The organism is Pseudacidovorax sp. (genome assembly GCF_017991995.1).
In the GTDB taxonomy this organism is placed as follows: domain Bacteria; phylum Pseudomonadota; class Gammaproteobacteria; order Burkholderiales; family Burkholderiaceae_C; genus Xenophilus.
On the sequence record NZ_JAGOPN010000018.1, the window covers coordinates 1 to 18,135 of the forward strand.

General features: G+C 65.8%; 16 protein-coding genes and 1 pseudogene. 7 read left to right on the plus strand and 10 right to left on the minus strand.

Features of this window, described 5'->3' with window-relative positions; translation table 11 throughout:
* Positions 1–480: 480 nt before the first annotated feature.
* Positions 481–6,396: an excinuclease ABC subunit UvrA gene (locus KBC94_RS21645; RefSeq protein ID WP_294374975.1), complete on the minus strand. Its 5,916-nt coding sequence runs from the start codon at positions 6,394–6,396 to the stop codon at positions 481–483.
* Between the two features lie 258 nt (positions 6,397–6,654).
* Between KBC94_RS21645 and KBC94_RS21650 the strand changes: the two genes are divergently transcribed.
* The 7 genes from KBC94_RS21650 to KBC94_RS21680 all read left to right on the plus strand — a co-directional run bounded on the left by KBC94_RS21650 (position 6,655) and on the right by KBC94_RS21680 (position 13,349).
* A complete protein-coding gene (locus KBC94_RS21650; protein ID WP_294374977.1) occupies positions 6,655–7,401 on the plus strand; it encodes a GntR family transcriptional regulator in 747 nt (248 codons plus the stop codon).
* Positions 7,398–9,170: a dihydroxy-acid dehydratase gene (gene ilvD / locus KBC94_RS21655; RefSeq protein ID WP_294374979.1), complete on the plus strand. Its 1,773-nt coding sequence runs from the start codon at positions 7,398–7,400 to the stop codon at positions 9,168–9,170. The genes KBC94_RS21650 and ilvD overlap by 4 nt, the downstream gene beginning before the upstream one ends.
* Positions 9,171–9,216: 46 nt before the next feature.
* Positions 9,217–10,143, plus strand: coding sequence for an NAD(P)-dependent oxidoreductase (locus tag KBC94_RS21660; protein WP_294374981.1), 927 nt, complete (start codon positions 9,217–9,219; stop codon positions 10,141–10,143).
* Between the two features lie 93 nt (positions 10,144–10,236).
* Complete coding sequence (locus tag KBC94_RS21665; protein WP_294374983.1) at positions 10,237–11,025, plus strand: TIM barrel protein; 789 nt, start codon at positions 10,237–10,239, stop codon at positions 11,023–11,025.
* A complete protein-coding gene (locus KBC94_RS21670) occupies positions 11,022–11,978 on the plus strand; it encodes an NAD-dependent epimerase/dehydratase family protein (RefSeq protein ID WP_294374988.1) in 957 nt (318 codons plus the stop codon). Before KBC94_RS21665 ends, KBC94_RS21670 begins: the two co-directional genes overlap by 4 nt.
* Positions 11,979–12,000: 22 nt before the next feature.
* Entirely contained in the window at positions 12,001–12,342 is a 342-nt protein-coding gene (locus KBC94_RS21675) for an NIPSNAP family protein (protein WP_294374991.1), read from the plus strand.
* On the plus strand, positions 12,339–13,349 hold the full coding sequence (locus KBC94_RS21680; RefSeq protein ID WP_294374993.1) for a 2-hydroxyacid dehydrogenase: 1,011 nt from the start codon (positions 12,339–12,341) through the stop codon (positions 13,347–13,349). The genes KBC94_RS21675 and KBC94_RS21680 overlap by 4 nt, the downstream gene beginning before the upstream one ends.
* A gap of 195 nt (positions 13,350–13,544) precedes the next feature.
* On the opposite strand, the gene KBC94_RS21685 is transcribed toward KBC94_RS21680, so the two are convergent.
* The 9 genes and pseudogenes from KBC94_RS21685 to KBC94_RS21720 form a co-directional block, all read right to left on the minus strand.
* The gene (locus tag KBC94_RS21685) at positions 13,545–14,120 is read right to left on the minus strand and encodes a hypothetical protein (RefSeq protein WP_294374995.1); all 576 of its coding nucleotides are present in this window, start codon (positions 14,118–14,120) and stop codon (positions 13,545–13,547) included.
* A 105-nt stretch (positions 14,121–14,225) separates the two neighbouring features.
* On the minus strand, positions 14,226–14,987 hold the full coding sequence (locus KBC94_RS21690; RefSeq protein ID WP_294374997.1) for a hypothetical protein: 762 nt from the start codon (positions 14,985–14,987) through the stop codon (positions 14,226–14,228).
* Between the two features lie 71 nt (positions 14,988–15,058).
* Positions 15,059–15,562, minus strand: coding sequence for a hypothetical protein (locus KBC94_RS21695; protein WP_294374999.1), 504 nt, complete (start codon positions 15,560–15,562; stop codon positions 15,059–15,061).
* Positions 15,563–15,683: 121 nt separating this feature from the next.
* Positions 15,684–15,974: a hypothetical protein gene (locus tag KBC94_RS21700; protein WP_294375001.1), complete on the minus strand. Its 291-nt coding sequence runs from the start codon at positions 15,972–15,974 to the stop codon at positions 15,684–15,686.
* The gene (locus KBC94_RS21705; RefSeq protein WP_294375003.1) at positions 15,971–16,135 is read right to left on the minus strand and encodes a hypothetical protein; all 165 of its coding nucleotides are present in this window, start codon (positions 16,133–16,135) and stop codon (positions 15,971–15,973) included. The genes KBC94_RS21700 and KBC94_RS21705 overlap by 4 nt, the downstream gene beginning before the upstream one ends.
* Positions 16,132–16,421: pseudogene (locus tag KBC94_RS28890) on the minus strand (DUF1153 domain-containing protein). The gene KBC94_RS21705 and the pseudogene KBC94_RS28890 overlap by 4 nt, the downstream one beginning before the upstream one ends.
* A gap of 72 nt (positions 16,422–16,493) precedes the next feature.
* Positions 16,494–16,841, minus strand: a complete 348-nt coding sequence (locus KBC94_RS21710; protein WP_294375006.1) for a hypothetical protein — start codon at positions 16,839–16,841, stop codon at positions 16,494–16,496.
* An 18-nt stretch (positions 16,842–16,859) separates the two neighbouring features.
* Complete coding sequence (locus KBC94_RS21715) at positions 16,860–17,231, minus strand: hypothetical protein (protein WP_294375009.1); 372 nt, start codon at positions 17,229–17,231, stop codon at positions 16,860–16,862.
* Between the two features lie 283 nt (positions 17,232–17,514).
* On the minus strand, positions 17,515–18,078 hold the full coding sequence (locus KBC94_RS21720) for a hypothetical protein (RefSeq protein WP_294375012.1): 564 nt from the start codon (positions 18,076–18,078) through the stop codon (positions 17,515–17,517).
* Between the last annotated feature and the right edge of the window lie 57 nt (positions 18,079–18,135).

Below are 18,135 nucleotides of genomic sequence, written 5' to 3' on the forward strand. Positions count from 1 at the left end.
TTCTAAAAGCGCAACTTCTTTTTTTACTCAGAAGCCGCCGCCACTCTCTCAAACCCCTCACCAGCCAAACTCAGCAACCAAAGGCTACGTATCAGTCAGCGAGCCCGCCAGTATACGAGGGTTTTCGATAGGGACGCAAGAGGCGTCCTACAAAAATTTTCAAACGGCGGGGAGCATGCCCGCATCCGGGGCGACCAAGCCCAGCGGGGGCGGACAAACAAGGGGCACGCAACCGGGACTGACGGCCGACGAGGCAGGGAGTTTCTCTGGAATGTCATGTCCCACGGCTGTTCGACGGCCCAGGAGCACATCCGCCATCGGCCAGTCGAGACACACCCCTTATAGAAGTAGATGCACAAAAGCAGGGGCCAGCACCAGACGTACCTTCTCACGCGTCTTCCGCGCGGCCCCGCAGCCGAGATGAAGCGACTGGCCAGTCACCCGCACAAGCCAGCCCTTGCTGCCGCACTTCCAGCCGCGTCACACCCGAACAGCCCCGCGCTCCAGAACTGAACGCAGCGCGACGCCCGTGTGTGTGCCTTGCGCGACCACATCCTCGGGCGGCGCCGACGCCACCACCCGTCCGCCGCCGGATCCACCTTCCGGCCCCAGATCGACGATCCAGTCGGCTTCGGCGATGAGGTCGAGGTCATGCTCGATGACGACGACGCTGTGATTGGCATTGACCAGCCGATGCAACACGTGGATCAGCTTCTCGACGTCCGCCATGTGCAGGCCGACCGTGGGCTCGTCCAGCACATACAAGGTGTGGGGCGCCTTGTTGCCGCGGCGCGTGACGTCGTCGCGCACCTTGCTCAGCTCGGTCACCAGCTTGATCCGCTGCGCCTCGCCGCCCGACAGCGTCGGTGAAGGCTGCCCCAGCGTGAGGTAACCCAGCCCCACATCCTTGAGCAACTGCAGCGGATGGCTGATGTTCGGCATGCTGGCGAAGAACGCGACGGCCTCGTCCACCTCCATCTGCAGCACGTCGCCGATGCTCTTGCCGCGCCAGGTGACGGCCAGCGTCTCCGGGTTGAAACGCGCACCGTGGCAGACCTCGCAGGGCACCTTCACGTCGGGCAGGAAGCTCATCTCGATGGTGCGCACGCCCGCGCCCTCGCAGCCGGGGCAGCGGCCTTCGCCAGTGTTGAAGCTGAAGCGGCCCGGGCCGTAGCCGCGGGCCTTGGCTTCCAGCGTGTCCGCGAAGAGCTTGCGGATGGTGTCCCAGAAACCGATGTAGGTGGCGGGGCAGCTGCGCGGCGTCTTGCCGATGGGGGTTTGGTCGACCTCGAGCACGCGGTCGATCTCCTCGTAGCCGGCCACGCCAGTACAGCCGACCCACCGGGGGCGCTTGCCCGCCGCGTCGGCATCACGACCGGCCTTGGTCATGCGCTGCTGCACGATGGCCTGCACGTTGGCCAGCAGCACGTCGCGCGCCAGCGTGGACTTGCCCGAACCGCTGACGCCGGTGACCACCACCAGACGGTTGAGCGGAATGCTCACGTCGACCGACTGCAGGTTGTGCAGGTTTGCGCCGGCCACGGCGAGCCAGGACACGGCGCCCTCGCCTTCCTCGGCGGTCTCTGAAACCAGCCGCCGTGCATGCAGCGGGTGCCGGATCGCATCGCGCAGATACCGGCCGGTCAACGACTCCTCGGACTGCTGGACTTCGTCCACAGTGCCCTGCGCGACCAGACGCCCGCCGCGCTTGCCCGCGCTGGGGCCGATGTCGATCACATGGTCGGCGCGGCGGATGGTGTCCTCGTCATGCTCGACCACCACCAGCGTGTTGCCCTTGTCGCCCAGCTTGTGCAGGGCGTCGAGCAGGATCTGGTTGTCGCGTGCATGCAGACCGATGGTCGGCTCGTCCAGCACGTAGCACACGCCCTGAAGGTTGCTGCCCAGCTGCGCCGCCAGGCGGATCCGCTGCGCCTCGCCACCGCTGAGCGTGGGCGCACCGCGGTCCAGGGTCAGGTAGCCCAGGCCGACTTCCTCCAGGAATTCGAGCCGGCTGCCGATCTCGGGGATCAGGTCGCGCGCGATGTCAGCCTGCCGGCCTTCCAGCGCCAGCGACTCGACCCAGCGCCGCACGTCCGTCACCGACAGCCGCGCGATCTCGGCGATGCCCACGCCCGCGAACTTGACCGCCCGTGCCGTGGCATTGAGCCGCGTGCCTTCGCAGGTGGGGCAGACGGTGTCGCCCACATCCTCCGCCTCGGGCTCGGCGAAGGTCTGCTCGCGGCCACGTTGATCGTCGGCCAGCACCGAGTCGTCGAAGACCTTGCGCTGTTCGCGCGTGAGCTTGACGCCGGTGCCGACGCAGTCGGGGCACCAGCCGTGCTTGCTGTTGTAGCTGAACAGGCGCGGGTCGAGCTCCGCATACGACGTGGCGCACACAGGGCAGGCGCGCAGCGTGGAGAAAACATGCGCATGGCCGATGCCGGCGGTGGACTGCCCCGCCTCCATCGCAGCCCGCAGCGCGCCAATGTCGGACAGTACGTGCACCACGCCCTTGCCGTGCTCCAGCGCCGAGGTCACTGCCTGGCGCAGCAGCGACTCGGCCGAAGGCAGCACATCCGCGCTGGCCACCGGCAGCTCGATGCTGTGTTCCTTGAAGCGGTCCAGGCGCGGAAAGCCGGTGGTCGGCAGGAACTGGCCATCCACCCGCAGGTGCGTGTAGCCGCGGGGGCGCGCCCAGTCCGCCAGCTCGGTGTAGACGCCCTTGCGGTTCGTCACCAGGGGCGCCAGCAGGCCGACGTGCTGGCCGCGGAACTGCCGCATGACCTGGGCCACGATGCTGTCCGGCGTCTGCGGCTGCACGGCCGCGCCATCGCGGATGCAGTGCTGCACGCCCAGCTTGACGTACAGCAGCCGCAGGAAGTGCCAGACCTCGGTCGTCGTGCCCACCGTGCTCTTGCGACCGCCGCGCGACAGCCGCTGCTCGATGGCGACCGTGGGCGGAATGCCGTAGACGGCGTCCACCTCCGGCCGGCCAGCCGGCTGCACGATGCTGCGGGCATAGGCATTGAGCGATTCCAGGTAGCGCCGCTGCCCTTCGTTGAACAGGATGTCGAAGGCCAGCGTCGACTTGCCCGAGCCGCTCACGCCCGTCACCACGCTGAACTTGCCGCGCGGAATCTCCACGCTCAGGTTCTTGAGGTTGTGCTCGCGCGCATTGACGATCTCGATGGCGTCGCGGCCCAGCGCGGGCACCGGGCGGTACCGCGCGGCCGATTCCCGCACGACGCGCGCCGCGGGCCCGAGCGCCGTCTCGTAGGCGGCGAGGGCCATGCCGGTGTGCGTGCCCGGCATCTCGCGCACCTGCTCGGGCGTGCCCTGGGCCACGATGCGTCCACCGCCGTCGCCGCCTTCGGGGCCGAGGTCGATCACCCAGTCGCTGGCGCGGATCACGTCCAGGTTGTGCTCGATCACCACCAGCGAATGGCCGGCGTCGAGCAGCTTGCGCAGGGCGCGCATCAGGCGGGCGATGTCGTCGAAGTGCAGGCCGGTGGTCGGCTCGTCGAAGAGGAAGAGCGTGCCCTTCTTGGCCAGCGGCTGGCGCGACTTGCTGCCGCCACCGGCCGCCTCGGCCAGGAAGCCAGCCAGCTTGAGGCGCTGCGCCTCGCCGCCGGACAGCGTGGGCACGGGCTGGCCCAGCTTCACATAGTCCAGGCCCACGTCGACGATGGGCTGCAGCACGCGCTGCACTTCCCTGTCGTTGGCGAACACGGCCAGGGCCTCGGCCACGGTGAGGTCGAGGACGTCGGCGACGTTGTAGACGCCCATGCCCATGCGGCCGGCGCTTGGTGCGTCCTGGGTTGGCTGCGAGGTCGAGCGGGTTGACCCGGCTTCGACGACAGGCTCAGCCCGAACGGTGGGGGCGTGCTCAGCCCGAACGGTCCTCGGGCGCTCGATGGTGACTTCCAGAATCTCGGGCCGGTAGCGCTTGCCGTCGCAGTCGGGGCAGCGCAGGTACACGTCCGACAGGAACTGCATCTCCACGTGCTCGAAGCCCGAGCCGCCGCAGGTCGGGCAGCGGCCGTCGCCAGAGTTGAAGCTGAATTTGGCCGCCGTGTAGCCGCGCTGCCGGGCCAGCGGCGCGGTGGCAAAGATTTCGCGCACGGCATCCCACGCGCCCACGTAGCTCGCCGGGTTGGAGCGCGCCGTCTTGCCGATGGGCGACTGGTCGACGAACACTACGTCCGACAGGTGATCCGCGCCCAGCAGGCGGTCGTGTGCGCCGGCCGTCTCCGTGGGCTTGCCGAAGTGGCGCATCAGCGCCGGCGCCAGCACGTCCTGGATCAGTGTGGACTTGCCCGAGCCGCTGACGCCGGTGATGGCCACCAGGCGCTGCAGCGGGATGTCCACCGTCACGTCCTGCAGGTTGTGCTCGCGCGCGCCCTCCAGGATGAGCCGCGGCGTGTTCTCGGAGACGAGTCGCTTGAAGCCCATGCCGATGTGCTTGCGCCCACCCAGGTATTCGCCGGTCAGCGTGTCGGCCCCCCGCAGCTCGTCGACGGTGCCGTCGAACACGATCTGCCCGCCGCGCGCACCGGGACCCGGGCCCATGTCGATCACACGGTCGGCCGCGATCATCACGGCGGGGTCATGCTCGACGACCACCAGCGTGTTGCCGGCATCGCGCAGGCGCTGCATGGCCTGGGTGATGCGGTCCATGTCGCGCGGGTGCAGGCCGATGCTGGGCTCGTCCAGCACGAACAGGGTGTTGACCAGCGAGGTGCCCAGCGCCGTGGTCAGGTTGATGCGCTGCACCTCGCCGCCGGAGAGCGTGCGGCTCTGCCGGTCGAGCGTGAGATAGCCGATGCCCACGTCGTGCAGGTAGCGCAGGCGGGTGGTGATTTCTTCGAACAGAAGCTTGAGCGCCTGTCTTTCTCCTTCCCCCTCTGGGGGAAGGCTGGGATGGGGGCTGCCCTCTGCATCGAGCGCCGCAGGCCCACACCCCTGCCCTCCCCCAGAGGGGGAGGGGGAAGAAAGCCGGTCGAAGAACTGCCGCAGGCGCTCGATGGGCATGAGCATCAGGTCATGCAGGCAGAGGCCCGGCAGCGCCTCCAGCTGTTCGCGTGACCACTTCACACCGACCGGCATGAAGCGCTTGGCCGGCGCGAGGACGGCATCGGCATCCTCCTTGCCGCCCACGCGCCAGAGCAGGCTCTCCAGCTTGAGCCGCGCGCCGCCGCAGGCCGGGCAGGGCGTATAGCTGCGGTACTTGGACAGCAAGACGCGGATGTGCATCTTGTAGGCCTTGCTCTCCAGGTAGCCGAAGAAGCGCCGGATGCCGTACCACTGCTTGTTCCAGTTGCCTTCCTTGAAGTTGGGCGTGCCTTCGATCACCCAGTGCTTCTGCTCGGGCGTGAGCTTGTTCCAGGGCGTGTCGCGCGGAATGCCGGCCGATTCGGCATGGCGCATCAGATCCTCCTGCGCCTCCTGCCAGGCCGGCGTCTGGATCGGCTTGATGGCGCCGGCGCGCAGCGTGAGCTTGTCGTTGGGAATCACCAGGTTGAAGTCCACCCCGATAACCCGGCCGAAGCCGCGGCAGGTGTCGCAGGCGCCCACCGCGGAGTTGAAGCTGAACATCGACGGGATCGGGTCTGCATAGCGGATGTCGCTCTCGGGGCAGTGCAGGCCGGTGGAGAACTTCCAGGTCTCGGCCTCGCCGCCCTCTTCCGCCGGCAGCGCATGCACCATCACCCGGCCGGTGCCGCGCTTGAGCGCCACCTCCAGCGCCTCGATCACCCGAGCGCGCTCGGTGTTCGCGATGCGAAAGCGGTCGGCCACCACGTCCAGCACCTTGCGCGGGCCGGTGGGCGTACCCACCTCGCGCTGCGCATGCACACGGGTGAAACCGCTGGCCGACAGCCACTGCTCCACCTCCGCCTCGCTGGTGCCGCCCGGCAGTTCGACCGGGAAGGTGACCACCACGCGCGGATCGCCAGCCGCCGCGGCACGCGCCTGCAGCTCGGCATAGATGGAATCGGGCGTGTCGTGGCGCACCGGCAGCGCGGTCTCGCGGTCGAACAGCCGGCTCGCCCGCGCGAACAGCATCTTCAGATGGTCGTTCAGCTCCGTCATCGTGCCGACCGTGGAGCGCGAGCTGCGCACCGGGTTGGTCTGGTCGATGGCAATGGCGGGCGGCACGCCCTCCACCTTGTCGACCGCCGGCTTGTCCATGCGGTCCAGGAACTGGCGGGCGTAGGCCGAGAAGGTCTCCACATAGCGGCGCTGGCCCTCGGCATACAGGGTGTCGAACACCAGGCTGGACTTGCCCGAGCCGCTGGGCCCGGTGACCACCGTCATCTCACCCGTGCGGATGTCCAGATCGATGTTGCGGAGGTTGTGCTGGCGAGCGCCGCGGATGCGGATGGAACCCTGTGTCATGCGTGCCTTGGGGATGGGGGCAGAGATTCTAGGAACGCGAACCCACCCGCACCGGCGCAAGGCTTTGGCCGGAATCCAGCCCCACGATGATCACCGGAGGCAGTTCCGCACCGTGCGGAGCGGGATCGGTGCAGACGTGCTGCACCGGTCGCGGCTGGCACCTTGCCCTGCCCCCGCCCACCGCCGCGCGGGATAACGCCGATGACAAACGTCAGCATGGCGACTAAGATTTGATCAAACATCAAAACTCCGACCCGCATGGCTCTCGCCACCCCGTCCGACGCGTCGGCCACCGACACCCTGGGCCTGCTCAAGCCGATCACGCGCTCGTCCGTGAACGAGTCGGTGTACCAGGCACTGCGCAACAAGCTCATGAATGGCGAATTCCGCGCCGGCCAGCCGCTGGGCATCCAGTACCTGGCCGATGCGCTGGGCACCAGCACCATGCCCGTGCGGGAGGCGCTGCGACGGCTGGTCGCGCAGCAGGGGCTGGAGCCATTGCCCAACGGCACCACGCGCGTGCCCCTGATCACGCGCGACAAGCTGGCCGACATCCGCCGCGTGCGGATGCTGGTGGAAGGCCAGGCCACCGAATGGGCCACGCCGCGGCTGCTGCCCGCCCAGCTGGACGAGCTGGACGACATGGCCCGGCGCATCACCCGAGCACGGCACGCCCCCGAGAGCCTGCCCGCCAGCCTGGAGATGAACCTGGTCTTCCACTTCACCATCTACCAGGCGGCGCAATCGCCGGTGCTCATCGCGATGATCGAAAGCCTGTGGCTGCAATCGGGCGCCTACCTGCGCGCCACGCGCGCGTACCTGCACACCGACGAGCAGCCCTCCGACCATCTGCACGAGCAGACCGTGGCCGCCCTGCGCGCGGGCGACGCCGCCGCGGCGCGCCGCTGCATGGAGCAGGACATCGCCTGGGTTTTCGACCGCCTCGACCCCGAACTGCCCGATCACCCCCCTTCCACGCCCTTGAAGATCCGCCCCACACCATGACCGACCAACCCCGCTCCCTGCACAAGCACCGTTCCCGCGCCGTCACCGAAGGCCCGGGCCGCGCCGCCCACCGCGGCTTCCTGCGCGCCACCGGCATGGACGACGAGACGCTCGCCAAGTCGATGGTCGGCATCGTCAGCACGGCCGGCGACAACACGCCCTGCTCCAAGTCGCTCGGGCCTCAGGCCGACTACGCCCGCCTGGGCGTGGCCGAGGGCGGCGGGCACCCGGTGAGCTTCACCACCATCTCGGTCTCCGACGGCACCTCGATGGGCCACGACGGCATGCGCATGAGCCTGCTGTCGCGCGAGCTGATCGCCGACAGCGTGGAGCTGGCCGTGCGCGGCCATGCCTACGACGGCCTGGTCACCTTCGGCGGCTGCGACAAGACGCTGCCCGGGATGATGATGGCCATGGTGCGGCTGAACGTGCCTTCGGTCTTCGTCTATGGCGGCTCGATGCTGCCGGGCTATTCGCCCGAGGGCGAGGAGCGCACGGTGCTCACCGCCATCGAGGGCACCGGCCGCCACCAGACCGGCGCCATCACGCTCAAGCAGCTGGACCAGATCGAGCGCACCTGCGCCATGACCGTAGGCGCCTGCCCCGGCCAGTTCACCGCCAACACCATGGCCATGGTGGGCGAGGCGCTGGGCCTGTCGCTGCTGGGCACGGCCACCATCCCGGCCGTCTACAGCGAGCGACTGGCGCTGGCGCGCCGCGCCGGCCTGCGCGTGATGCAGATCATCGAGAACGGCGGCCCGCTGCCGCGCGAGCTCATCACCCGCGAAAGCCTGGAGAACGCCTGCGCCGCCGTGGCGGCCACCGGCGGCAGCACCAATGCGGCGCTGCACATCCCGGCCATCGCACACGAGGCCGGCATCGCCTTCACCTTCGACGACGTGGCGCGCGTGTTCCAGCGCACGCCGCTGGTGGCCGACCTGTCGCCCGGCGGCCGCTACCTGGCCAAGGACCTGAACGTCATCGGCGGCGTGCCGGTGGTGCTCAATGCGCTGCTCCAGAGCGGCCATCTGCATGGCCACACCATGACCGTCACCGGCCGCACGCTGGCTGAAGAGCTGGCCGCCTTCCCGGGACCGGATGGGCGCATCGTGCGCGAATCGGCCAAGCCCATCCATGCCTCGGGCGGGCTGGTCGTGCTCAAGGGCAACCTGTGCCCCGACGGCGCCCTCATCAAGATCGCCGGCCTCAAGTCGCTGCAGTTCGACGGTCGCGCCCGCGTCTTCGAGACCGAAGAGGACTGCATGAAGACCGTCGCCGCCCAGGCCTACGAACCGGGCGACGTGCTGGTGATCCGCAATGAAGGTCCGCGCGGCGGCCCCGGCATGCGAGAGATGCTGGCCGTCACGGCCGCCATCTACGGCCAGGGTCGTGGCGAGCAGGTCGCGCTGCTGACCGATGGCCGCTTCTCCGGCGCCACCCGCGGCATGTGCATCGGCTACGCCAGCCCCGAGTCGGCGGCCGGCGGGCCCATCGCCCTGGTGCAGGACGGCGACCGCATCCGCATCGACGCGGCGGCCGGCAGCATCGTGCTGGACGTCGAGGAAGCAGAACTCGAGCGCCGTCGCGCCGCCGCCAAGCCCTTCCAGCGCGAACGCCTGGCCGGTGCGCTGGAGAAGTACGCCAAGCTGGTCGGCCCCACCCACCTGGGCGCCGTCACACATTCCGGGTGCGTCGATTGGCCCTATCCGGAAGAGGACCAGGTGCCGTCGCTCGACGAAGGCCTCGGCGACAAGGACGCACAGCGATGAGCACCGGCCACCTGACGATGAACCGCGCGCCCCGAAAGGCCGAGCGATGAGCGCCGCCGCAACCCCACGCCCGCTGACCCTGGCCTTCTGCGGCCTGGGCCTGATGGGCGCGCCCATGGTCCGCCGCCTGCTGGCCGCCGGCCACACCGTGCGCGTGTGGAACCGCTCGCCCGCCAAGGCCGCGCCACTGGCCGCCCTGGGCGCGCAGGTGGCCGCCACGCCGGCCGAGGCCGCTGAAGGTGCCGATGGCGCGCTGATGTGCCTGTTCGACGCCGACGCGGTCGAGGCCGTGGTCTTCGGCACCGACGGTCTGGCACACGTGCGCGGCCTGCGCTGGCTGGCGGACCATTCCAGCATCCATCCGCAGCGCACCCGCGACTTCGCCGCCCGGCTGCAGGCCGCCAGCGGCGCGCACTGGCTGGACGCGCCGGTCTCCGGCGGCATCGGCGGCGTGGAGGCCGGCACGCTGGCCATCATGGTCGGCGGCGAGGCCACGCATCTGGACGAAGCCTTCGGTGCCCTGCGCGCCTATGCCGGCAACATCACGCACATGGGCGCCAGCGGGGCCGGCCAGGCCACCAAGCTGTGCAACCAGACGCTGGTCGCCACCGCCGTCGTCGCGCTGGCCGAGGCCATCGGCTTTGCCGAGCGCAACGGCATCGCCATCGAGCGCCTGGCACCGGCGCTGGCGGGCGGCTGGGCAGACTCCAAGCCGCTGCAGGTCTTCGCGCCACGCATGGCGCAGGCCCAGCCGCAGATCATCGGCGCGCTCGCCACCATGCTGAAGGACATCGACACCGTGGCGGCCGTCGCACGCGACAGCGGCGCGCCGATGCCGGTGACCGGCGCTGTGCAGCAGGTGCTGCGCATGGCCGATGCCATGGGGCTGGGCGAGGCCGAGCTGTCAGCGGTGGTCGCACTGATGACGCCGCAGCGCCTCGACGCTTTCCTCGCGCAAGCCGGGAAGCAATGAAGCATCCCCGGCAAAGACGGTTCCGCGAGCGCGCCGCAGGGGCCTGCTCCGGGGCCATTCGAACTCTCACGCTTCCTGCCTGACCCACGCCTCATGCAATTGAACGCCAATCTGGAGTGGCTCTACGGCCACCTTCCGCTCGACCAGCGCTTCGCCGCCGCCGCAGCCGATGGCTTTGCCGGCGCGGAGATGCTGCAGCCTTACGAGCAACCGCCGGCCTGGTATGCCGACGCGCTGAAGGCGCAGGGCCTCACCGCCGTGCTGCACAACACGCCGATCCGGCCGGACAGCCCGGGCCGGCTGGGCTGGGCCGCCATCCCCGGCGGGCAGGCGGAGTTCCGTGATTGCTTCGACCGCGCCCGCGCCGTGGCCGAGGCCACCGGCTCGCGCCGCATCCACGTCATGGCCGGCGACTGCCGCGCGCACGATCCCAAGGCCTGCCGCCAGGCGCTGGACCAGAACCTGGCCTGGGCCCTGCGGCATGCGGAGTCGGACGACCTGATGCTGATGCTGGAACCGCTCAACCGCGCCGACATGCCCGGCTACTTCTACTGGCTGCCCGAGCAGGCGCTGGAGGTGATCCGCGCCTTCGACTCGCCGCGGCTTCGGCTGCAGTTCGACCTCTACCACTGCGTGAAGGAAGGGCTGGACCTGGCGCAGGAGCTGGAGCGTTGCCGCGGCTTCATCGGCCATGTGCAGTTGGCCGGCGCGCCCGACCGCCACGAGCCCGACCTGTCGCGCGACGACCTGCTCGCCACCGTCGCCGCCCTGCCCGCCGCCGGCTACGACAGCTGGCTGGGCTGCGAATACAAACCCCGCAGCACGGCCGCCGAGGGTCTGGCCTGGGCCGCGCCGCTGCGCCAACAAGGATTGCTCTCATGACCCGTATCCTCGTCACCGGTGCCGGCGGCTTCGTCGGCCAGGCGCTCGTGCGGCGGCTGCTGGCCGGCGTCGATGCGCTGCCGCTCACGCAGCTCGTCGCCGTCGATCTCGCACTCGACCTGCCGACGCATCCCAAGCTCACACAACTGCGCGGCTCCGTCGCCGATGCGGCCGTGCGCGCCCAGGCCCTGGCCGAGCCGCCCGACGTGGTCTTCCACCTCGCCGCCATCACCAGCGGCCAGGCCGAGCGCGAATTCGAGCTGGGCCTCACCGTCAACCTGCGCGGCACGCTGGAGCTGTTCGAAGACCTGCGCCGCCAGCACGACGCCACCGGCAAGGCCGCGCGCCTGGTGCAGACCAGCTCCATCGGCGTCTTCGGCCTGCCGCTGCCACCGCACATCGACGACGCCACGCCCATCGTGCCCACGATGTCCTATGGCGCGCACAAGCGCATGCTCGAGATCCTGCTGGCCGACTACAGCCGCCGCGGCTGGATCGATGGCCGCTCGCCGCGGCTGCCCAGCGTGGTGGCGCGGCCCGGCCTGCCCAACGGCGCGCTGTCGGCCTTTGCCAGCGACCTGATCCGTGAGCTGGCCGCCGGCCGCAGCTACGAATCGCCCGTCGATGCCGAAGGCACGCTGTGGCTGCTCTCGCTGCCCGCCTGCGTGGACGCGCTGATCCATGCCGCCACCCTCGATGCCGAGCGCCTGCCGGCCACCCGTGCCTGGACGCTGCCTTCGCTGCACGTGTCGGTGGCCGAGGTGGTGGCCGCGCTGATGCGGCGCTTTGGCGTGGAAGTGTCGCAGCGCCTCAGCTACGCGCCCGACCCGGCCATCATTCCGCAGTTCGCCCGCTGGCCGACCGTGGACACCGCCCTCGCCCGCTCGCTCGGCTTCCGCGCCGATGCCTCGCTGGACGAACTCATCGAACGCTGCCTGCCCGGCGCCGCCTGACCCTCTGCTTCTTCTTCGCCCCATGATCATCGAACTGCGTACCTACACCCTGCGCATCGCCACCACGCGCGACTTCGTCGCCCGCTATGCCGCCGAAGGCCGCGACGTCCAGGTCGAGCACCTGGGCGAGCCCGCGCTCTATGCCGTCAGCGACATCGGCGACCAGAACCAAGTGATCCACGCCTGGCGCTACCGCGACTTTGCCGACCGCGATGCGCGCCGCGCCGCGCTGGAGGCCGATCCGCGCTGGCTGGCCTACAAGCGCCGCAGCCTGGCCGACGACCATGTGCAGCAGCAGAGCACGGCCATCCTGCGCGAAGTGGACTTCGCGGCGCTGACCGCGGCGACCGGAGCCAAGGCATGAGCGGCAGCCCCTCCACGGCGGACGTCGCTCGCACCGAAGCGCAGCGCAACGACGCCCCATCGCCGGACGCGCCCCTGCTGTTGCTGTCGGCCCAGTTGCCCCCACCGCTCAAGGCCGTGCTCCAGGACCGCCATGCCAGCGTGACGGCACCGACGCGCGACCAGATGCTGGCCACCGCCCGCGCGCATGCCGACCGCATCGAGATGGTCGTCACCACCGCCACCGACGGCGCCGATGCCGCGCTGATCGAGGCCCTGCCCAAGCTGCGCGCCATCTGCAGCCTGGGCGTGGGCCTGGACGCGCTCGACCTGGAAGCCGCCAAGGCCCGCGCCGTGGCCGTGAGCTACACACCCGATGTGCTGAACGACTGCGTGGCCGACCTGGCCGTGGGCCTGCTGATCGACGCCGCCCGCGGCATGGGCCGGGCCGAGCGCCTGGTGCGCCGCGGCGACTGGCCGCGCATCGGGCCCGGTGCCCTGGGCACGCGCGTCAGCGGCCGGCGGCTCGGCATCCTGGGCCTGGGCCGCATCGGCCAGACCATCGCCCGCCGCTTCGCCGGCTTCGACATGGACATCCGCTACCACACGCGCACGCCGCGCGAGGGCGTGGCCTGGACGCACGAGCCCTCGCTGGTGGAACTGGCCCGCTGGGCCGACTTCCTGATCGTGGCCTGCGCCGGCGGCGAGGCCACGCGTCATCTCGTCGATGCGCGGGTGCTCGATGCGCTGGGCCCGCAGGGCATCGTGGTCAACATCGCGCGCGGGTCGGTCATCGACGAAGCCGCGTTGGTCCTGGCCCTGCAGCAAGGGCGCCTCGGCGGGGCCGGCCTTGATGTGTTCGACCAGGAGCCGCAGGTGCCGGCCGCGCTGATGGAGATGGACAACGTCGTGCTGCTGCCGCACATCGGCAGCGCCACCGCCCAGACCCGCCGCGCGATGGGCGACCTGGTGCTGGCGAATGTGGAAGAGTTTCTGGGCACGGGGCGGCTGCGCACTCCGGCGTACTGAGCCGCTGCCGCGCGGGCGGTACGTCAGCGTGGCCTCATCGCGCTGTTGCGGGGCAACGCCAAAGGTAAGCAGCACAGGAGCCCGACAGCGTGGAGGGCACCAACATTGGCCATGAAAATGGCGAAGCCATTGCCAGTGTTGGTTGTCCGCCTGACCGCCCAGCTGGGCACTGGATTTTCGTTGTAGCGTTGCACTTTAAAGTTTACTCAGCCCCTCATCGCGAAAAATCCGAAGCTCGCCGCGCATGTCGATCACGAGGTGGTCCATGAGCGCAACAAGGCCTTTAAACTGATCGTACGACTTGGTCACAAGTCCCTGACGCTGGCCAGGAACAACTTCCGCACCCTCGCTCCAAAGTGATCTTGACGCTTGAATTTCCAGTGCCCGATCTACCACGGCGGTCATTGAGTTGGCGATACCGGCAGGGAAGTAGAACTCGGCCAATTGCGCGTGCTTCCACAGTGCCCAGACAGCATCATCCTTGAAGTGAATACCGCCGCCAACAACGCGGGATTTGAACTGCAATAGCGCCTTGTATGCCTCAAGTTGGTGAGTGTGCACGGCAATTTTGTTCTGCGACTTGGCTTCTGCCAGAGCAGCCTTGGCAAGAACGGATTGCGCCTGAGCTTCTCTGACAGCACTCTCGGCGGCTTTTGCCTGCCGCCGAGCTTCGTTCGCAGACCGTTCGGCGTAAACCGCAGCTAACAGGGCGGCGAGGAACATGCCGGCCGAGAGCAAATTCGGAACATCGAACAATATCAACTCCGCCATGTGAGGCCTAACATTTGACGCGAGGGCCCGCCGCAGCGGCGAAGCCGCGCAGGGAATCCACACACGCAGCTTGTGGGCGGTCCCTCTCGACAAAATTGCCGGGCGTCAGCACTGTAGATACCGAAGCGGGTTTTGACTACCACGGACAAACAGGTGGGCTACAGACTGGCCTACATAGCCTGAGACTTGGCTGTGCTGATTTTCACCTGTCATCTTTTTTCGGCTCTCGTGCCCACTGTCTGTCCATCCGCTTGGAACAAAAACCGCTCGTACAAGCCCGCGAGCGACAGCAAGAACGCATTCTGCACGTTGAGCACGAGAAATATTGAGTTTCCACTCCCCTTTAGTAGCTTCGTAAATTTCTTCCCTAGGAACCTTTGTGCCTGAACCATGCTTCGAAACAAGACCGGCCCATTGCCGTTCGATTTTGATTACGAGCATGGGGCGATCTGGTTGTAATTCCTTGGCGCAAAGCGAAAGGGCCAAATCAGCGGCGTCGTATATGCCCTCAGCAACGCCGTGACCGGATACTTCATTTTTTAGGATATCAGGCTGGATGAGGTTTACGAGATCGATAAGTGAAGCCTCAATCTTGAAGGCCTCATCTTCGGAGAGGCCGAAGCGAATTATTCTACTTCCTACAAAGAGGCCGTCGTTTTTGATCTCGGCTATGAGTTGTAGCTTTGCGCTCAAAGGTTCATCTTCAAATTGAACTACTTCATTGCCCAGAGCATGCGAGAAGACTCGGTTTCCGCAGCCCTTCCCGATGTAGAACGGCCACTGCGGATTTCTCGGATCAAAGAGTGCATATACGTAGTAGCCGAGCTGTTCTTGCGCCTTGTTATCAAACACAGCGGACATCTCCAAGTGACTCTCAACGTTTGAGATAATCGGCTTCGCGCGCTTTTTTTTGCGCGAGTTCCGTGGCGACCGAGAGGTTAGCCGTCGATTTCACGATAGTTCTCTCGGCGCCACGCACGCTGCTTCTTGGAGAAGCGCTTGAATGGCTTTATGTAGAGCGGAGTGCATTCCCATTTAACTCTCTCCCAGTCGTGCTTGAGAAGGAGCGCAATGCGGTGAGCGAACACTTTCAGATCATCGGACTCGCCGGAAAATAGACTGTCATAGTGGGCCAGGATTGCTCCATCGTGGCCTTTATCCTTGGGGTTGATCGACGTTTCGAGGCGCGCCCTTAACGAAGCCACCTTTGCAGGAATTGGACTAGCCTTGTTTTCAACATAAGTGGTGGCAATATCTTCGCACAATTTCCGCATGTTGTCTCGCCACTTCGTTCGTTCCTTTGTGACTTGTTCAAGCTGAACGGCGCGTTCATCTTTTCGCAGCGCGACGAAGGATGCAATCCAACCTCCGATGGCTGTAAGAGAAACACCAGCCAGTAGCGAGGTGAGGTCAATAGTGAGGTCAGAAGGGAGGGAGAGCATAAGACGGCTAACGTTCGAGGTAAGGGGCAAAGTGCGGCCTGCCGCACTTCAATAACTTCCTCACCATACGGCTCAGCTATCGCATCGACGGCATCGAGATGATGAGAGTACGGGCGCTTGTCTACCACTGCGCGACAGGTGCGAGCCCAGCAGCTCGGCTGTGGCAGTCGGGCACCAGCGCCATCGTCGTCCAGCCATCCCGGCCCGCCCACACCCGGCACATGTCGGTCGAACAGCGTTCGTTCGGCGCATTTGCCACCGAAGGCAATGATTGGATCCTTGGACGAAAGCCTACCAGTCGCTTGCGCACCTGCCAGCCCCTGAGCTGGAAGATGCGCTGCGCGGTGTTCTTGGTGAATCCGAGCAGGTGCGCCACCGTGCGGTAGCCGAACGAGGGGTTCTCCTCGATCATGGCCTTGTGGCCGGCGCGACCAAATGTTCCTGCAGCTTCGGTTCGGCCTTCACCGGCTTGTAATACACGCTGCGGCGCGGCACGCCGAGCCACCGGCACAGCTTGCTGATCAAGACGGCGATGCCTTCGGCCTGCAGCCCCTGGCGGATCGTCTCGATCACTTCTCGTCCTCGCCCAGCAGGGACTGCAATTTTTTCGGGCACGCAACTCGAGCATCGCCTCGCCATAGGCCTCCTGCAGGTCCTTGAGCTGGCGCCCATACTGCTCACGCACGTCCCGCGGGTTCGCCTTCATAGCATTTTCCATGCCCTTGCGGCCATCCTCTACCCAGCCCTCGATCTCCGAGGGCTGCAGGTGGTAGGCACGGCTTGCCTCCTACACGCTCTTCTTGCCCTGGATGATATACAGCACCGACGCCGTCTTGCGCTTGGCCGTCCAGCGCTTCATCTCCTTCTTCCATCAACGTACTCACCGCGTCTTCCTTTCAAGCAGGTTTTCACTGGGTCAATGTACTCGGGCTCAGTTGTGAATTACTGGCGCGACGAGTGTTAGCCCTGTAGCCTTTGATATGGCGGTCCACAGGACGTCAACTATTGCGTTCCAGACTTTCTCAATCGTTACCATTACCAGTCCGCGAAGAGTCTTAGCAAAACTCAGTGCCATGTCTTCGAGTCCGTCCAAGAAGAACTCATGTGTTTCTGAAGTGATTTGCCCTGTCGCAATGCCGGTTGCAACCAACTCTGCTTGCTGGGCAATAGCTTTGAGTTGGCGATCAGAGAACCCGCGAAGTGAGGAAACATCAGTATTGAGTACTTTACTTGCGGCCGTGTGCATGTCGTTAGCGAGTTGTCCTACATCAAGTGCCATTTGCTTTCTCCTTAAATATTAACGTTGAAGAAAATTCTCGTATGTCAATGCTTGATCAAGGTAGATCAAAATTTGCCCCTTAAAAATCTTGGCCTCAGTTGCTGTGACTCCTTGTTTTTTGTCCGTATCACGCATTTTTGTGACCGTCTCCGCGATTTTTTTAATTGCATGCACACTTGGAGGCACTTGGTCGTCATCTGCAAGCACAGATGTACCACGGCTTTGCAATACTTTATTGACCAGATCCGAAGCCTTGTTTTTCGGCATCGGGCGGGCGCCAGCCTGAACAGACAAAGCCTCAAATTTTCCAATAACTGTGTTATATTTTTCCTCTCGCTGCTGAAATGTCGCATTCGTTGTGGCAGGCGTTACTGCCGCTAGCAAAGTCATCACTTCCGTATTGCCGGAAGTTAGCCCATCAGCAACAGCTTTGTCGTATGCCGGTGCTAGTTGCGTTGCGCAGCCAGCAAACAAGAGTACAAAAGGAGGTAAACAATAGGCGCAGTCTGTTTGCTATTAAGAGTTTTAACATGGTGTGTTCCTTGGTTTCAATGATGAAGAAAAATCAATGGATCGGGTTTGAGTTTGCGTGCGGACAATCCTCCCATGTGATGTCTAACGTGGAAGTGAGCGGCCTGTGCGGCTTTACGCGCAGGGCCGCTCGACTGAAAATTTAGACTTGGGCTGCATTATGCAAATTCTCTTTCTCAAGATCTTCGAGATAGCACTCAAGATTTACCGTGATCTTTTCGAGGACGGGTGGAAGATAACTGACAAGGTCTGAGAAATTTGCATTGTCTCCGCTCGGGCCTCCATGGTAGTTACGACAGTGATCCAGCATATCTTCGCGCTCTTGAGCGGGAAGTTGCTCCAACGGGTCGCGGCCGTTGTAATCGTGGAGGACAGACAGATGAATGAACGCGCAACCAAATTTGTAAACCGAGCGTGCCCACCCTTGAAGATTCTGCGCCAGACCGACCATTTCTCTGTCGGTCACGGAAGCGCTTAGATTTGGTTGTGACCACTTGTCGCCACGAACTGATGCCTCAACAAGTAAACCTCGGCGTTCAGCACTCTGCGTCAGCAGATAAATGATCCCGACCATCGAATCCAGTTCTTGGCGGAGAACGGCGACCATTTGGCCCGAGAGCCTCTCTCGCTCAAGAACTGCCATAGCACGTTGATGCTTTTTGGAGCGGCTGCGGACTTGGCGCAGAAAGATGGGGAGCGCGTCCATTAAGGACTAACGTAGGGTTGAGCGGACTGCGCGGCTTATAGCGCAGATCCGCTCGAA

What these genes read in the sequence shown, in the direction of transcription:
- KBC94_RS21710 (WP_294375006.1), bottom strand. Translation starts at nt 16,841, where the DNA reads ATGGCACTTGATGTAGGACAACTCGCTAACGACATGCACACGGCCGCA.
- KBC94_RS21695 (WP_294374999.1), bottom strand. Translation starts at nt 15,562, where the DNA reads ATGCTCTCCCTCCCTTCTGACCTCACTATTGACCTCACCTCGCTACTG.
- KBC94_RS21675 (WP_294374991.1), top strand. Translation starts at nt 12,001, where the DNA reads ATGATCATCGAACTGCGTACCTACACCCTGCGCATCGCCACCACGCGC.
- KBC94_RS21650 (WP_294374977.1), top strand. Translation starts at nt 6,655, where the DNA reads ATGGCTCTCGCCACCCCGTCCGACGCGTCGGCCACCGACACCCTGGGC.
- KBC94_RS21660 (WP_294374981.1), top strand. Translation starts at nt 9,217, where the DNA reads ATGAGCGCCGCCGCAACCCCACGCCCGCTGACCCTGGCCTTCTGCGGC.
- KBC94_RS21680 (WP_294374993.1), top strand. Translation starts at nt 12,339, where the DNA reads ATGAGCGGCAGCCCCTCCACGGCGGACGTCGCTCGCACCGAAGCGCAG.
- KBC94_RS21715 (WP_294375009.1), bottom strand. Translation starts at nt 17,231, where the DNA reads ATGACTTTGCTAGCGGCAGTAACGCCTGCCACAACGAATGCGACATTT.
- KBC94_RS21645 (WP_294374975.1), bottom strand. Translation starts at nt 6,396, where the DNA reads ATGACACAGGGTTCCATCCGCATCCGCGGCGCTCGCCAGCACAACCTC.
- ilvD (WP_294374979.1), top strand. Translation starts at nt 7,398, where the DNA reads ATGACCGACCAACCCCGCTCCCTGCACAAGCACCGTTCCCGCGCCGTC.
- KBC94_RS21720 (WP_294375012.1), bottom strand. Translation starts at nt 18,078, where the DNA reads ATGGACGCGCTCCCCATCTTTCTGCGCCAAGTCCGCAGCCGCTCCAAA.
- KBC94_RS21700 (WP_294375001.1), bottom strand. Translation starts at nt 15,974, where the DNA reads ATGATCGAGGAGAACCCCTCGTTCGGCTACCGCACGGTGGCGCACCTG.
- KBC94_RS21685 (WP_294374995.1), bottom strand. Translation starts at nt 14,120, where the DNA reads ATGGCGGAGTTGATATTGTTCGATGTTCCGAATTTGCTCTCGGCCGGC.
- KBC94_RS21665 (WP_294374983.1), top strand. Translation starts at nt 10,237, where the DNA reads ATGCAATTGAACGCCAATCTGGAGTGGCTCTACGGCCACCTTCCGCTC.
- KBC94_RS21670 (WP_294374988.1), top strand. Translation starts at nt 11,022, where the DNA reads ATGACCCGTATCCTCGTCACCGGTGCCGGCGGCTTCGTCGGCCAGGCG.